At 69.1% G+C, this 15,127-nt stretch carries 11 protein-coding genes; 3 read left to right on the top strand and 8 right to left on the bottom strand.

Going from position 1 to position 15,127, the window contains the following annotated elements; genetic code table 11:
* The 7 genes from narJ to K206_RS0132580 form a co-directional block, all read right to left on the bottom strand.
* Positions 1 to 305: nitrate reductase molybdenum cofactor assembly chaperone (gene narJ, locus K206_RS0132610; RefSeq protein WP_020206498.1), on the bottom strand; the 305-nt coding region annotated here is incomplete at its 3' end.
* Positions 306 to 316: 11 nt separating this feature from the next.
* Complete coding sequence (gene narH, locus K206_RS0132605) at positions 317 to 1,840, bottom strand: nitrate reductase subunit beta (protein ID WP_020206497.1); 1,524 nt, start codon at positions 1,838 to 1,840, stop codon at positions 317 to 319.
* Between the two features lie 17 nt (positions 1,841 to 1,857).
* Positions 1,858 to 5,673, bottom strand: coding sequence for a nitrate reductase subunit alpha (locus K206_RS0132600; protein ID WP_020206496.1), 3,816 nt, complete (start codon positions 5,671 to 5,673; stop codon positions 1,858 to 1,860).
* Between the two features lie 40 nt (positions 5,674 to 5,713).
* Positions 5,714 to 7,165 carry a NarK family nitrate/nitrite MFS transporter gene (locus K206_RS0132595; RefSeq protein WP_020206495.1) on the bottom strand — a complete coding sequence of 484 codons (1,452 nt, stop codon included), beginning with the start codon at positions 7,163 to 7,165 and terminating at the stop codon, positions 5,714 to 5,716.
* An 18-nt stretch (positions 7,166 to 7,183) separates the two neighbouring features.
* Positions 7,184 to 8,464 carry a nitrate/nitrite transporter gene (locus K206_RS0132590; protein WP_020206494.1) on the bottom strand — a complete coding sequence of 427 codons (1,281 nt, stop codon included), beginning with the start codon at positions 8,462 to 8,464 and terminating at the stop codon, positions 7,184 to 7,186.
* A 157-nt stretch (positions 8,465 to 8,621) separates the two neighbouring features.
* Positions 8,622 to 9,323 carry a response regulator gene (locus K206_RS0132585; protein ID WP_020206493.1) on the bottom strand — a complete coding sequence of 234 codons (702 nt, stop codon included), beginning with the start codon at positions 9,321 to 9,323 and terminating at the stop codon, positions 8,622 to 8,624.
* A 12-nt stretch (positions 9,324 to 9,335) separates the two neighbouring features.
* Positions 9,336 to 11,252 (bottom strand): type IV pili methyl-accepting chemotaxis transducer N-terminal domain-containing protein, encoded by a 1,917-nt coding sequence (locus K206_RS0132580; protein WP_020206492.1) that lies wholly within the window; start codon positions 11,250 to 11,252, stop codon positions 9,336 to 9,338.
* 589 nt (positions 11,253 to 11,841) lie between these two features.
* On the opposite strand from K206_RS0132580, the gene K206_RS0132575 reads away from it, so the two are divergent.
* On the top strand, positions 11,842 to 12,594 hold the full coding sequence (locus tag K206_RS0132575) for an ABC transporter substrate-binding protein (RefSeq protein ID WP_196812954.1): 753 nt from the start codon (positions 11,842 to 11,844) through the stop codon (positions 12,592 to 12,594).
* An 84-nt stretch (positions 12,595 to 12,678) separates the two neighbouring features.
* A complete protein-coding gene (locus tag K206_RS41050; RefSeq protein ID WP_196812953.1) occupies positions 12,679 to 14,001 on the top strand; it encodes a GGDEF domain-containing protein in 1,323 nt (440 codons plus the stop codon).
* Positions 14,002 to 14,030: 29 nt separating this feature from the next.
* On the opposite strand, the gene K206_RS39995 is transcribed toward K206_RS41050, so the two are convergent.
* Entirely contained in the window at positions 14,031 to 14,381 is a 351-nt protein-coding gene (locus K206_RS39995; protein ID WP_155888372.1) for a hypothetical protein, read from the bottom strand.
* Positions 14,382 to 14,760: 379 nt separating this feature from the next.
* Between K206_RS39995 and K206_RS43330 the strand changes: the two genes are divergently transcribed.
* Positions 14,761 to 15,120 (top strand): cupin domain-containing protein, encoded by a 360-nt coding sequence (locus K206_RS43330; RefSeq protein ID WP_155888371.1) that lies wholly within the window; start codon positions 14,761 to 14,763, stop codon positions 15,118 to 15,120.
* Positions 15,121 to 15,127: the final 7 nt, after the last annotated feature.

Below are 15,127 nucleotides of genomic sequence, written 5' to 3'. Positions count from 1 at the left end.
ATCCGCAGCAGGTCCACCAGCGCCTGGCCGCGCTCGCGCGAATCGCCGTGCACGTGCTCGAACAGGTGCAGCGCGGTGGCGCGGCCGCGGTCGAAGGTGTCGACGTAGCCCGCTTCCAGCTCGTAGGGGTCGCGCTGGCGCATGCCGTCCACCAGCGCCAGCAGGCCGTCGCGCCCGTCGTCGCCGAGCGCGCGGCTGTGCGCGATGCAGTCGCGCAGCGGCGCCAGCGACGCGCGCAGCTCGTCTCCGGGGTAGGCCAGCAGGCGCGCCAGCGCCAGGCAGATCCGCGCATCGAATGGTTTCATGGTCGCGTCTCCTACAAGGTTGCCTTGATCGGAATGGTGCGCCGCTTCTTGCCGCCGAACAGGCTGGTCTCGCTGGTGCCGTCCGAGCAGCCGTTGCCGAACGAGAAGCCGCAGCCGCCGCGCAGGTCGAAGGCGTCCTCGGCGTACTCGCGGTGCGCCGTTGGAATGACGAAGCGGTCCTCGTAGTTGGCGATGGCCATCACCTGGTACATCTGCTCGACCTGCGCCACGCTCAGCCCGGCCTGCTGCAGCGCCGCCAGGTTCTGGCGCCCTTCCACGTGCTTGTCGCGCTGGTACGCGCGCATGGCCAGCAGCCGCTCGAGCGCGCGCACCACCGGTGTGGTGTCGCCCGCGGTGAGCAGGTTGGCGAGGTACTTGACCGGGATGCGCAGCTGCTTCACGTCGGGAATCTCGCCGTTGATGCCGACCTCGCCCGCGTTGGCCGCGGCCGTGATCGGCGACAGCGGCGGCACGTACCAGACCATCGGCAGCGTGCGGTACTCCGGGTGCAGCGGCAGCGCGACCTTCCAGTCCACCGCCATGCGGTAGACCGGGCTGCGGCGCGCGCCCTCCATCCACGACTCGGGCACGCCGTCCGCGCACGCCTGCTCGATGACCTTGGGGTCGTCCGGGTCGAGGAAGATGTCGAGCTGCGCCTCGTAGAGATCGCGGTCGTGCTCCACGCTGGCCACCGCCTCGATGCGGTCCGCGTCGTAGAGCAGCACGCCGAGATAGCGGATGCGGCCCACGCAGGTCTCCGAGCACACCGTGGGCTGGCCGGCCTCGATGCGCGGATAGCAGAAGATGCATTTCTCGGCCTTGCCGCTCTGCCAGTTGTAGTAGATCTTCTTGTACGGGCAGCCGGACACGCACATGCGCCAGCCGCGGCACTTGTCCTGGTCGATCAGCACGATGCCGTCCTCTTCCCGCTTGTAGATCGACCCCGACGGGCAGGACGCCACGCAGGCCGGGTTCAGGCAGTGCTCGCACAGGCGCGGCAGGTACATCATGAAGGTGTTCTCGAACTGCCCGTAGATCTCCTTCTGGATGTCGTCGAAGTTGCGGTCCTTCGAGCGCTTGGCGAACTCGCCGCCGAGGATCTCCTCCCAGTTCGGCCCCCACTCGATCTTCTCCATGCGCTTGCCGGTGATCAGGCTGCGCGGCCGCGCGGTCGGCGCCGTGACGGATTCGGGTGCCGACTGCAGGTGGTCGTAGTCGAAGGTGAAGGGCTCGTAGTAGTCGTCGATCTGCGGCAGGTTGGGATTGGAGAAGATGCGCATCAGCAGCTTCCACCTGCCGCCCTGGCGCGGCTCGATGCTGCCGTCCGCCTTGCGCACCCAGCCGCCGTTCCAGCGCGCCTGGTCCTCCCATTCCTTGGGATAGCCGATGCCGGGCTTGGTCTCCACGTTGTTGAACCACGCATACTCCATGCCGGAGCGGTTGGTCCAGACGTTCTTGCAGGTCACGGAGCAGGTATGGCAGCCGATGCATTTGTCCAGGTTGAGGACCATGCCGATCTGGGCGCGGACTTTCATCGTCGCTCTCCTCGTTCTCAGGCGATGCCGGGGGCGCCGGCGCGGGCCGGCTCGTCGAGCCAGTCGACGCGGTCCATCTTGCGCACCAGCACGAACTCGTCGCGGTTGGTGCCGATGGTCCCGTAGTAGTTGAAGCCGTAGCTGTACTGCGCGTAGCCGCCGATCATGTGGGTCGGCTTGAGCACCACGCGCGTGACCGAGTTGTGGATGCCGCCGCGCAGCCCGGTGATCTCCGAGCCGGGCGTGTTGATGATCTTCTCCTGCGCGTGGTACATCATCACCATGCCGGGCTTGACGCGCTGGCTCACCACCGCGCGCGCGGCGATGGCGCCGTTGGCATTGAACAGCTCGACCCAGTCGTTGTCGACGATGCCGGCGCGCACCGCGTCGTCCTCGGACAGCCAGACCACCGGCCCGCCGCGGTTGAGCGTGAGCATGATCAGGTTGTCGGTGTAGGTCGAGTGGATGCCCCACTTCTGGTGCGGGGTGATGAAATTCAGCGCGATCTCCGGGTGGCCGTTGGGCTTCCTGCCGCGCATCTCGTCGACGTTCTTGAGGTTGATCGGCGGCCGGTAGCTGACGAACCCCTCGCCGAAATCGCGCATCCACGGATGGTCCTGGTAGAACTGCTGGCGCCCGCTCAGCGTGCGCCACGGGATCAGCTCGTGCACGTTGGTGTAGCCCGCGTTGTAGCTCACCTTCTCGCTCTCCAGCCCGCTCCAGGTCGGCGACGAGATGATCTTGCGCGGCTGCGCCTGGATGTCGCGGAAGCGGATCTTCTCGTCCTCGCGGTGCAGCGCCAGGTGCGCATGCTCGCGCCCGGTGATGCGTCCGAGCGCCTCCCACGCCTTGACCGCGACGTGGCCGTTGGTCTCGGGCGCCAGCATCATCACCACCTCGGCGGCGTCGATGTCGGTGTCGATGCGCGGCAGGCCCTGCGTGGCGCCGGGCTCGTCGACCGTGCCGTTGAGCTCGCCCAGCGCCCGCACCTCGCTTTCCGTGTTCCAGCCGATGCCCTTGCCGCCGTTGCCGATGCGGGTCATCAGCGGCCCCAGCGCGGTGAAGCGCCGGTAGGTGTTGGGATAGTCGCGCTCCACCACGCTGATCTGCGGCGCGGTCTGGCCGGGCAGCAGCTCGCATTCGCCCTTCTTCCAGTCATGCACGCCGAACGGCTGCGCCAGCTCGGCGGGCGTGTCGTGCATGAGCGGGGTGAGCATCACGTCCTTCTCCACGCCGAGGTGGCCCGCGCAGACCTCGCTGAAGACCCGGGCCAGGCCCTTGTAGATCTCCCAGTCGCTGCGCGCCTGCCAGGCCGGGTCGACCGCGGTGGAAAGCGGATGGATGAACGGGTGCATGTCGCTGGTGTTGAGGTCGTTCTTCTCGTACCAGGTGGCGGTCGGCAGCACCACGTCGGAGTACATGCAGGTGGTGCTCATGCGGAAGTCGAGCGTGACCAGCAGGTCGAGCTTGCCCTCGGGCGCCTGCTCGTGCCAGCGCACTTCCTCGGGATGGGCATGGTCGGGCCCCAGGTCGCGGCCCTGCACGCCGTGGCTGGTGCCGAGAAGGTGCTTGAGGAAATATTCGTGCCCCTTGCCGGACGAGCCCAGCAGGTTGGAGCGCCACACGAACATGTTGCGCGGCCAGTTGGCCGGGTGGTCGGGGTCCTCGCAGCTCATCTTCAGCGTGCCGTCCTGGAGCGACTGGACCACGTAGTCGCGCGTGTCCAGCCCGCGCTGCTGCGCGTCGCGGTGCACCTGCAGCGGATTGGTCTGCAGCTGCGGCGCCGACGGCAGCCAGCCCATGCGCTCGGCGCGCACGTTGTAGTCGATCATCGAGCCGCCGTGGCGGGCCGGGTCGGCCAGCGGCGAGAGGATCTCGCCCACGCCGAGCTTCTCGTAGCGCCACTGGTCCGTGTGGGCGTAGAAGAAGCTGGTGGAGTTCATCTGGCGTGGCGGGCGGATCCAGTCCAGCGCGAACGCCAGCGCGGTCCAGCCGGTCTGCGGGCGCAGCTTTTCCTGGCCCACGTAGTGCGCCCAGCCGCCGCCGCTCTGGCCGATGCAGCCGCACAGCATCAGCATGTTGATGATGCCGCGGTAGTTCATGTCGCAGTGATACCAGTGGTTCATGGCCGCGCCGATGATGACCATCGACTTGCCGCGGGTCTTGTCGGCGTTCTCGGCGAACTGTCGCGCCACCGCGATGACCTGCTGGCGCGGCACGCCGGTGATGCGCTCCTGCCAGGCCGGGGTGTAGGGCGCATCGTCGTCGTAGCCGCCGGTGGCGGCCGTGCCCGGCTGCTCGCCCGGCAGCCCGCGCGCCACGCCGTAGTTGGCCGCGAGCAGGTCGAACACCGTGGCCACCAGCGTCCCGCCCTGCCCGCCTTCCTGCCCGCCTTCCTCGCGCAATGCCAGCCGCACCGCCGGCACGCGCCGCGCGATCACGTCGCCGGCGGTCTTGCTGGCGGTGAAGTTGGGCGTGTCGATGCCGCCGAAATACGGAAAGCCCACGTCGACGACCTCGTGCGGCTGCGCGCCGTCCTCCAGCACCGACAGCTTGAGCCTGACCGCCTCGCCGTGGCGCGCCTCCTTGTCCTCCAGGTTCCAGCGGCCGGCGTCGGGCCTGCCGTCCGGGCCCCAGCGAAAGCCGATCGAGCCGTGCGGCAGCGCGACCCGGCCCTGGTCGTCGAAGCCGACCGTCTTCCATTCGGGATGGTTCTGCTGCGCCAGGCCGTCGGCGAAGTCGCTCGCGCGCACGTAGCGGTCCGGCACGAGGATCGTGCCGCCGCCGGGCAGCGTGCGCGCCTTGAGCGCGACCAGCATGGGCAGGTCCGTGTAGCGGCGCGCGTAGTCGTCGAAGTAGGCGCTGCGCCGCGCGAAATAGAACTCCTTGAGGATGACGTGGCCCATCGCCATCGCCAGCGCCGCGTCGGTGCCCTGCTTCGGGTGCAGCCACAGGTCGGCCAGCTTGGAGACCTCGGCGTAGTCCGGCGTCACCGCCACCACCTTGGCGCCCTTGTAGCGCACCTCGGTGAAGAAATGCGCGTCCGGCGTGCGCGTCTGCGGCACGTTGGAGCCCCAGGCGATCAGGAAGGTGGCGTTGTACCAGTCGGCGCTCTCCGGCACGTCGGTCTGCTCGCCCCAGGTCTGCGGGCTGGCCGGCGGCAGGTCGCAGTACCAGTCGTAGAAGCTCATGCTGACTCCGCCGATCAGGCTCAGGTAGCGGCTGCCCGCGGCGTAGCTGACCATGCTCATGGCCGGGATCGGCGAGAAGCCGATCACGCGGTCCGGGCCGTGCCGCTGGATGGTGTACACGTTGGCCGCGGCGATCAGCTCGTTGACCTCGTCCCAGGTGCTGCGCACGAAGCCGCCCAGGCCGCGCTGCTGCTGGTATTCGCGGCGGGCCGCGTCGTCCTCGACCACGGCGGCCCAGGCGTCCACCGCGCTGCTGGCCACCGCGCGCGCGGCGCGCCAGTGCTTGAGCAGCCGCCCGCGCACCATCGGGTACTTGACGCGGTTGGCGCTGTACAGGTACCAGGAATAGCTCGCGCCGCGCGCGCAGCCGCGCGGCTCGTGGTTGGGCAGGTCGGCGCGCGTGCGCGGGTAGTCGGTCTGCTGGGTCTCCCAGGTCACGATGCCGCCCTTGACGTAGATCTTCCACGAGCACGAGCCGGTGCAGTTGGTGCCGTGGGTGGAGCGCACGATCTTGTCGTGCTGCCAGCGGTTGCGGTAGGCGTCCTCCCAGGTGCGGTCCTCGCCGGTGGTCTGGCCGTGGCCGTCGGAGAAACGCTCGCGCGTCTGGCTGAAATAGGTCAGGCGGTCGAGGAAATGGCTCATGGCGGGGCTCCGGTCTCGGTTGTGCGGATCGCGCGCGTGCTCAGCACGGCATCTCGGCGCCGCGGCGCCCGTAGTACCACCAGGTGATCGCCACGCACAGCAGGTAGAACACGACGAACACCCACAGCGCGGCCTCCGGCCCGCCGGTCGCGGCGATGGCGGTGCCGTAGCTCTTGGGGATGAAGAAGCCGCCGTAGGCGCCCAGCGCCCCGGCGAAGCCCAGCGCCGCCGCCCCTTCGGTATTGCCTTCCTTGATGGCGCGGGCCTGCGCCTCCTCGCCGGCGCCGTCCACCTCGCGCAGCTTCTGGTTGAGGAAGATCACCGGGATCATGCGGAAGGTCGAGCCGTTGCCGATGCCGGTGGTCAGGAACAGCACCAGGAACATCAGGAAGAAGCCGGTGAAGCTGCCCTGCGCCGGACCGGCGGCGAGCGCGTAGCCGCCCGCGCCCTTGGGCAGGAAATACAGCACCCCCACCACCGCCAGCGCCATCACGGCGAAGTTCCACAGCGTCACCGAGGCGCCGCCGAGCCGGTCGGCCAGCCAGCCGCCCACCGGGCGGATCAGCGCGCCGAGCAGCGGCCCCAGCCACGCGTAGGCCAGCGGGTTGATGTCGGGGAACTGGCTCTTGATCAGCAGCGGAAAGCCCGCCGCGAAGCCGATGAACGAGCCGAAGGTGCCGAGGTAGAGCACGCACATCAGCCAGTTGTGCTTGCGCCGGAAGATGGCCGCCTGCGCGGCGAACGACGCGCGCGCGTCGGCAATGTCGTTCATGAAGAACCACGCCGCCAGCGAGGCCAGCGCGATCCACGGAATCCAGATGTAGGCGGCGTTCTGCGCCCACACCTGGCTGGCCTGGCCGCTCTTGCCGACGATGGTCTGCGGGTCGCCGCCGAAGATGCCGAGGATGCCCACCGTCACCACCAGCGGGCTCAGGAACTGCACCACCGAGACGCCGAGGTTTCCCAGCCCCGCGTTCACGCCGAGCGCCGAGCCCTTGTGCTCCTTGGGAAAGAAGAAGCTGATGTTGGCCATGCTGGAGCTGAAGTTGCCGCCGCCCAGCCCGCACAGCAGCGCCAGCAGCAGCATGGTCGGGTAGCTGGTGGACGGGTCCTGCACCGCGATGCCGATGCCGATGGCGGGCACCAGCAGCGACGCGGTGGAGATCGCGGTCCAGCGGCGCCCGCCGAACAGCGGCACCATGAAGGAATAGAAGATGCGCAGCGTGGCGCCCGACAGCGCGGGCGCGGCCGCCAGCCAGAACAGCTGGTTGGTCGAGTAGCGGAAGCCGAGCTGCGGCAGGTTGACCGCCACCACGCTCCACAACTGCCAGATCGCGAACGCCAGGAACAGCGCCGGCACCGAGATCCACAGGTTCAGCTTGGCGATCGCCTCGCCCTCGCGCTCCCAGAAGGCCCGGTCCTCGGGCGTCCAGATGGTCAGCACGCGGCCGCCGCCGGCGGGCTTCGGGGTGTCTGCTGCGGTTCGGATCATTGCCGTCTCCTGGCGCGCTCAGGGCCGCGCCGCCATGCCCGCGCGCGCGCCGTGCGGGCCCATCATCTCGGTGCGGCGCACCTCGGTGAAATACATCCAGATCAGCGATACCCACACCACGCCGTACATCAGCATGAAGGCGCTCGAGCGCACCCCGGTGACGTCGACCAGCACGCCGAACAGGATGGGCAGCACGAAGCCGCCCAGCCCGCCGGCCAGGCCGACGATGCCGCTGATGGCGCCGATGTTGTCCGGGTAGTCGTCGCTGATGTACTTGAACACGCTCGCCTTGCCGAACGCGAAGGCGATGCCCAGCACCGCCAGCAGCGCGGTGAAGGCATAGACGTTCAGGCCCAGCCGGAAGCTGCGGGCACCGTCCACCGCGGCCACCGTGAATTCCGTGCGCGGGTAGCTCAGCAGGAACAGGCAGACCCAGCACACCCACAGCACCCACCACGTCACGCCGTGCGCGCCGTAGCGGTCGGCGAGCCAGCCGCCCGCCGCGCGCAGGACGCCGCCGGGCAGCGAGAAGCAGGCCGCCAGCAGCGCCGCGGCGGACAGCCCCAGGCCGTACTCGCCCACGTAGTACTGCACCATCCACAGACTCAGCGCGACGTAGCCGCCGAAGACGATCGAGTAATACTGGCAATACTTGAGCACGCGCGGGTCCCGCAGCGCGCGCAACTGCTCCCGCAGGGAGGCGCCGCCGCCGGCGACGTGGGCCGGGTCGTGCGCGCTCAGCAGCCAGAACAGCAGCGCCGTGCCGAGCAGGATGGCCGCGTAGGCGCGCGGCACCATCGCCCAGCCGAAGCTCATCACCAGCGCCGGCGCGATGAACTTGTTGACCGCCGCGCCAGAATTGCCGGCGCCGAACACGCCCATCGCGAAACCCTGCCGGCTTTTCGGGAACCAGCGCGCGACGTACGGCGTGCCGACCGAGAACGAGCCGCCGGCCAGGCCGACGAACAATCCGGCCAGCAGGAAATGCCAGTACTGCGTGGCGTAGGACATCAGCCACACCGGCGGCACGCAGGCCAGCATCAGCACGAAGAAGACCACGCGCCCGCCAAAGCGGTCGGTCATGAAGCCGAGCGGCACGCGCACCAGCGAGCCGGTCAGCACCGGCACCGCGGTCAGCAGGCCGAACTCGGTGGCGTTCAGCCCGAGGGTCTTGCGGATCGGGATGCCGATGACGCCGAACATCATCCAGACCATGAAGCACACGGTGAAGGCCAGCGTGCTTGCCGCCAGCACGCGGATGGCCGGTGCCGCGACCCGGTCCCGTTGCGATAGCGCCATGCCGCCCCCCCCCTGTCTTTCGCCGGATTTCAATCTAGGCGCCGGCGGCGCGGCGCGACATAGGTCTGCCGGGCAGCCCGGCATGTCCGGAAGGAGTAGGGATGCGGCGCGCGCGGGGCCCCGGCCATAGTTCGAAAGAACTATGGCCGGGACAGCATCAGGCGCTGTCGTGCCCGGCCAGGAAGACCGCCGCCTGCACCCGCGAACTCAGGTTGAGCTTGCGCAGGATGTGCTGGACGTGGATCTTCACCGTCGTCTCGGCGATGTCCAGCTGGCGCGCGATGGCCTTGTTGCTGGCGCCGCAGGCGATGCGGCGCAGGATGTCCAGCTCGCGCGGCGACAGCGCGGCCAGCAGGCCGGCGCGCGGATCGCCGGCGGGATCCTCGGGCCGGCCCGCGGGCGCGGCGCCGGCCGGACCGGCGTGCACGGCCTGGAACGCGGCGGCCAGCTTGGCCGTCATCTCCGGGCTGATGGCCGACTGCCCCCGCCAGGTCTGGTGGATGGCCGCCACCAGCGCGGCGCCCTCGATGTTCTTGAGCACGTAGCCGTCGGCGCCCGCCTTGAGCGCCGCGCCGAGGTCGTGCTCGTCCTCGCTGACCGTCAGCATCAGCACGCGCGCCCGCGGCGCGGCCTCGCGCAGCCCGGGCAGCGCGTCGATCCCCGTCACGCCGGGCAGGTGGTTGTCGAGCAGGATCACGTCCGGCTGCAGCGCCTGGGCGCGGTGCTGGGCCTCGCCGGCGTCGCCGGCCTCGCCGACCACGCGCAGCGCCGGCTCCTGCGCCAGCAGCGCGATCAGCCCGCGGCGGAACAAGGTATGGTCGTCGACGACCAGCAGGCGGACCGGACCGGTGGCGGGCATCGGTGTCTCTCCTCAGTGGCCCGGCACGGCCTCGGCCACGCGCGCGGGCCGGGACGGCGCCTCGCGCGGCGCCAGCCGGCGCGGCAGCGTCAGCATCACGCGCGTGCCCCGGCCGCTGTCGGAGTCCAGCGTCACGGTGGCGCCGATGCGCTGCGCGCGCTCGTGCATGATGCGCAGGCCCACGTGCAGCCGCGAGGCATCCGGCGGGCGCGCGGCGTCGAAGCCGCAGCCGTCGTCGCGCACCTCGAAGCGCCACGCCTCGGCCTGCCGCACCGCCACCCAGACCTGGGTGGCGCGCGCGTGCTTGCGGATGTTGGACAACGCCTCCTGGATCACGTGCAGCACCTGGACCTGCACGTCCGGCATCAGGGCCACGTCGCGCCCCTCGACGCGCAGGTGCGTGCGCAGGCCGGTCTGGTGCTCGAACTTCTGCAGCGTGGTGCGCAGCGCGGGCTCGATGTCCTCGTGGTTGGTGCGCGTGCGGAAATGCACCAGCAGCTCGCGCACGTCGCCGTAGGTCTCGCGCACGCCGGTCTCGATCTCGCCGAGCACCCGGTCGGACGCCGCCGCGTCGCCGCGGCCCAGCGCGCCGCGCATCAGCTCCACCTGGATGCGCAGGAAGACCAGCGACTGGGCGATCGAATCGTGCAGCTCCTGCGCCAGCAGCCCCCGCTCCTCGGCCACCGCGGCCTCCTTCTCGAGCGCGCCCGCGCGCAGCCCCTCCATCGCGCTGGCGAGATGGGCGGCGAGCGCTTCGAGCAGGGAATGGTCCTCCGCCGTCAGCACGGTCTCCTCGATGAAGAACAGATCGATCTCGCCCAGCACCCGCTGCTGCAGCTTCACCGGCAGCGACACCAGGGTCCGGTAGCCGGCGCGCGCGCAGCGGATCGACGCATCGTCGGGCCGCGCCCCCACGGCGATGACCCGCAGTTGCGCGGTGGCGCCGTCCTGCCCGCAATGGCAGGCGCCCGCGTGCAGGCAGCGCTCCTGCTCGAGCAGGTCGCGCGGCAGGCAGTCGCCGGCCAGCAGCAGGTAGCGCTGATTGGCCGCGTCGGACCAGCGGATCGCCACCGCGTCGGCATGGGCGATGGTGCGCAGGCGGCGCGCGAACCCCTGGCCGAGCTCGTCGAGCGTCGCCGCCTGCGCCATCTGCCGGCTCATCTCGTACATGGCCGCCAGCCGCATGCGCTCGCGCTCGAGCCGCGCGGTCTTCTCGCCGACGCGCCGCTCCAGGTCGCCGTACAGCGCCTCCAGATTGGCCGCCATGTGGTTGAAGCCCTCCGCCAGCTCGCCGAACTCGTCCCGGGACGTCACCGCCACGCGCACGCCGAGATCGGCCGCCTCGACGCGCTGCAGGCCGCGCCGCAGCCGCATCAGCGGCTCGACCACGATCAGGTAGCTGGCATAGAACAGCATCACCGCGCTGGCGATGGACAAGGCCACCATCGCCAGCTGGAACATGTGCAGCCGCGCCGTCCAGCGCGACAACTGCGACTCGATGTCGGACACCAGCGCATCGACGGCATCCGCGAAGCGGTCGATGTCCACCATCGGGACCGGCGCGCCGCCGAGCCAGCGCGCGCGCAGCGGCGCCCAGATCTTGCGCACGCTGGCGAACTGCGCGCGCGTCTGGGCATTCCACGGCACCACCAGCGGGCGCGACGGATCGCCGCTGGCCAGCAGCTCCAGGCTCTGCTCGGGCTGGCGCAGCTGGGAGGCCAGGGCGGCGGCCGGCGTGCCGCGCTCCACCGCCAGCGCGATCCGGTAGCCCTGCATGCGCATGCGCCCCGCTTCGTTGACCGCCGCCGCGCCGCCCTCGATCTGCCACGTGACCCAGAGCGTCAGGCCGATCGACGTCAGCGCAAGCACCAGCGCCACGGCGCCGATCGCCAGCAGTTTGGTCAGCAGACTCCATCTCGGCCGGTCCATCGCGAGACTCCAGGTTGCGCGTGGCTCTGCTGCCGGGGGACGGGCAGGCGGCACGCTGCATGGCAGGATCTCCCGCCGCGGCCGTGGGGGAGCGCGGCGGCCATGCCAACGAAGCGGCACCCGGGCGCGCGCGCATCGTCACACCTTGCGCGAGGCGCCGCCCGGGGCGGCAGGCATGTTTCCTGATCGAAAAGAGTATATGCAAGGCCACGTGCCGGGACCCGACTTATCTCGCGGGAGGCGCGGGCGGCGCCGGCCGTGCCGCCCGCGCGCGGCAAGCGGCGCATCAGGCGCCCCGGCCGTGGCGCCGCCCGACGCCGGCCGGCCACGCGCCTGACGGTTCCCTCCAATGGCCCTAGAAGTTGTTTCAAAATGAAGCGAAGCGGTCCTGGCTAGGCGCGCGGCCGCAGACAGTACAACCAGTACTTGCCGTGCCGCGCAACGACGCCAGGATCTTTTTGAAACGACTTCTAAATTATTGCGCCGGATTGCCGTTATGGTCGCAGGGGCTCACACTGCCACGGCTCGCGGATCACCGCGCGGGCCGCGCGGGAACCGGGCCTTTGTCTCCTCACCAGCACCCGCCGCCATGCATGTCTTCCGCCCTTGCCGGCTCATCCTCGCCGCCTGCGCGTTGTGGGGAGCCACTTCCGCCGTGGCGCAGACCGCCATCGTGCTGTACTCCGAGGCCGGCCAGCGGCCCCAGTCCTACGAAGAAAACGGCATGCCCAAGGGGGCCTATATCGAGAACCTGAACCGCGTGCTCAAGCGGCTTCCCGAATACAAGGTGCAGATCCGGTTCGCGTCGTGGGCGCGCTGCGTCGAAGAAGCCAGGAACGGCAACAGCGCCGGCGTGATCGGCGTGTACTATCGCCCCAGGGAGCGGCCGTTCCTGAACCACTCCAGGCCGTTCTACACCGAAGACGTCGCGGTGCACTGCAACCGCGATTCGGTCGAGGGCCGCACGTTCAACACCTATCCCGACGACTTCGCCGGCCTGAAATTCGGCAACCAGCGCGGTTATCTCGCGCCCGGCAAGCGCTTCTTCCAGTTCGTCGGCGAAGGCAGGATCGAGCTCGTCGAGGGGCATGAATTCCACGATCTCGTCAAGAAGATGCTGGTGCAGGAGATAGACTGCGTGGTCAACCCCAGCGTCGTCATCAACGAGGCGCTGGTCACGCTCGAGGCCCAGGGCATTCCGGAGCGCATGCGCTACAAGTCCCGGCGTGTCATGACCATCAAGGGCGAGACCGTCCATATCGGCTTCAGCAAGAAATACGAAGAGTCGCACCCGGAGCTCGCCAGGTTCCGCCAGTTGTTCGACAAGGCCGCGGACGAATAGAATAGCCGGCTCCCCGATTTACCCGAGATCGCGCGTTACATGCCACTGCTGCCACCGGTTCGGTCGATCCGGAACAGGATGATCGTGCTGTTCATCGTTGCCACTACGACAACGCTGGGCGCGTTCGCCGTGCACCGCCAGTGGCTGCTGCGGCAGGACCTCGAGCAGCGTTTCGAGCGCACGCGCGCGGAAGTGCTGGAAGGGCTCCGGCAAAGCCTCGCGGCGCCGACCTGGGCGCTCAACGTGGGCATCCTGCGCACCGGCCTCGAATCCACGCTGATACACCCCGAAGTCACCGAAGCCTGCGTGTTCTCGCCCGACCGCCAGGAGGTCTACGCGGAAGTCCACCGCGCCGCCGTCCCCGGCCGCGCCGCCGCGCCGGGCATGCCGGGCACGCTGCCCTGCGCCACGGACAACGGCCACGACGTGCTCGCCAACGTCACGATCTACCCGCCCGACGACATCGATCCGGAACGCCGCAAGCAGGCCATCGGCCACGCCGTGATCCGCTTCACCCGCGACAACATGCACCAGACCCTGCACGCGGCGATGGCCCAGGGCGTGACCGAGGTCGCCGCCATCGACGTGGCGCTGGTGCTGCTGCTGACCTTCGGCCTGCGGATGGTCTTCGGCCCGCTCGAACACCTGCGCGGCGCCCTGTTCGAGCTCGCCTCCAGCCACGGCGACCATCTCGACGAACTCGACCAGCTCGGCCGCACCGAGTTCGACAGCGTCATCGACGGCTTCAACCTCGTGCTGCGCCGGCTCAAGCTCATCATCGCCCAGCGCACGGAAGCCGAGCGGCGCGCGCGCGCCGCCATCCAGTCCAGCCACCACGCCTTCGCGCAGATCCAGGCCACCCAGGCCGAGCTGGTCGAGAAAAACCGCCAGCTCGAAGTGCTCTCCAAGACCGACCAGCTGACTGGCGTGTTCAACCGCCGCCACCTCAACGAAACGCTCGGCAGCGCGCTGGAACGCGCGCGCGGCGACGGCAGCCCGTTCTCGATCATCCTGATCGACGTGGACCGCTTCAAGTCCGTCAACGACACCCACGGCCACCAGGCCGGCGACCAGGTGCTGGTCGAGATGGCCGGCCGCATCCTCGAAACCAAGCGGGCCACGGACACGCTCGGCCGCTGGGGCGGCGAGGAATTCCTGCTGATCTGCGCCGGCACCGGCCTGCGCGACGCCGTGCTGTTCGCCCAGGCGCTGCGCCACGCGCTGTCGGAGCGCGACTTCTCCGTGACGGGGCGCATGACCGCCAGCCTGGGCGTGGCCTGCGTGCAGGACGGGGACACCATCCACGGCCTGATCTCGCGCGCCGACGAAGCGCTGTACCGCAGCAAGCGGCGCGGGCGGAACCGGGTGGAGTACGCGGGCGACGACCCGCCGGCGATGCCCGGCTAAGCGCCGCGCGGGCACTAGCCGGCCCGGCCTCAGACGACGGCCGGATGGCCCGCCTTCTCCCGCTGGAGGGCCATCTTGACCTCCATCAGCTGGCGGATCTTCGCCTCCACCGCCTTCTGCTCGTCGGCGGACATGTTCTTGATGTCCTCCTCCGTCAGCCCAAGCTGGCTCAGGATCGCGGCGCGCATGCGCTGCGCGGGCGTCATCTTCAGCCACGCCTCCAGTTGCTCGGCGGCCGACGACTTCTTCGTGGACGCGGCACTCAATGCATCCTTGAAGCCGCCCGCCTCCGCCTTGCCGGCATTCACACCCGCATTCACACCGGAAGAGGCACCCGCACCCGAGGCAGCGCTGCCCATGTCGACGCCGTATAGGCTCATGATCGTATTTCCCGCCATCGGCTCTGCTGGCCATCGTGGCCACCTTCATCAAACATGATGTGTCGACATTGGCATCGCTGCTTCCCGTCGTCACAATATGCGCCGGACTTCTCCCTCGCAGGGTATCAAGCGCCTCGAAATATCAAATCGGGAAAAGACGTCGTTTTTGTCGTCTCCTCGATATCTGACCCGCCTTTTTATATCTTATGTATCAAACCACCGGCACGATACGTGCTGTGACAGAACACTCCTTCCTCCGCCAAGGGCGGATATACCCGCAACGTCAAATGCCCTCCACGGGTACGTGACAACGCGGCCAGACCGCACGGCCCGTCCACGCAGAGCCTGGCATGTCGTCAATGCGCGGAAGGATTGCCACATGAAAATGACCCAACACATCCCAGGAAGCGAACTGACGCAGCACGCGGCACAGGCGCAATCAACGGATTGCCATCACACCGACCTCGTGCAGCACGATCTCCTGACGCCGGATTGCGAAGTCGTCCAGGTACGCGTGGAATTCATCACGGGGCACACTAGCCCATCGCTCCCGCATCCGGGCGAGGTGACCCCCTATGTCCTCGAAGGCACGTGGGAATACCGGATCAAGGGCCCGCCGCCGGTCACGCTCAAGGCTAGTGAAGGCCCGTTCATTCCAGTTGGAGCGGCGCATTCGGCGAAGCTGGAGCGACGCCGCCCGACAGGTCCTTCGATGCATTATTACTCAGAGCCTGTTTGAAAATTCA

It is taken from the genome of Cupriavidus sp. WS (assembly GCF_000395345.1).
GTDB classification, from domain to species: Bacteria; Pseudomonadota; Gammaproteobacteria; order Burkholderiales; family Burkholderiaceae; genus Cupriavidus; species Cupriavidus basilensis_B.
The sequence above is the reverse complement of the archived record's forward strand: the minus strand, read 5'-3'. Positions and strand labels throughout refer to the sequence as shown.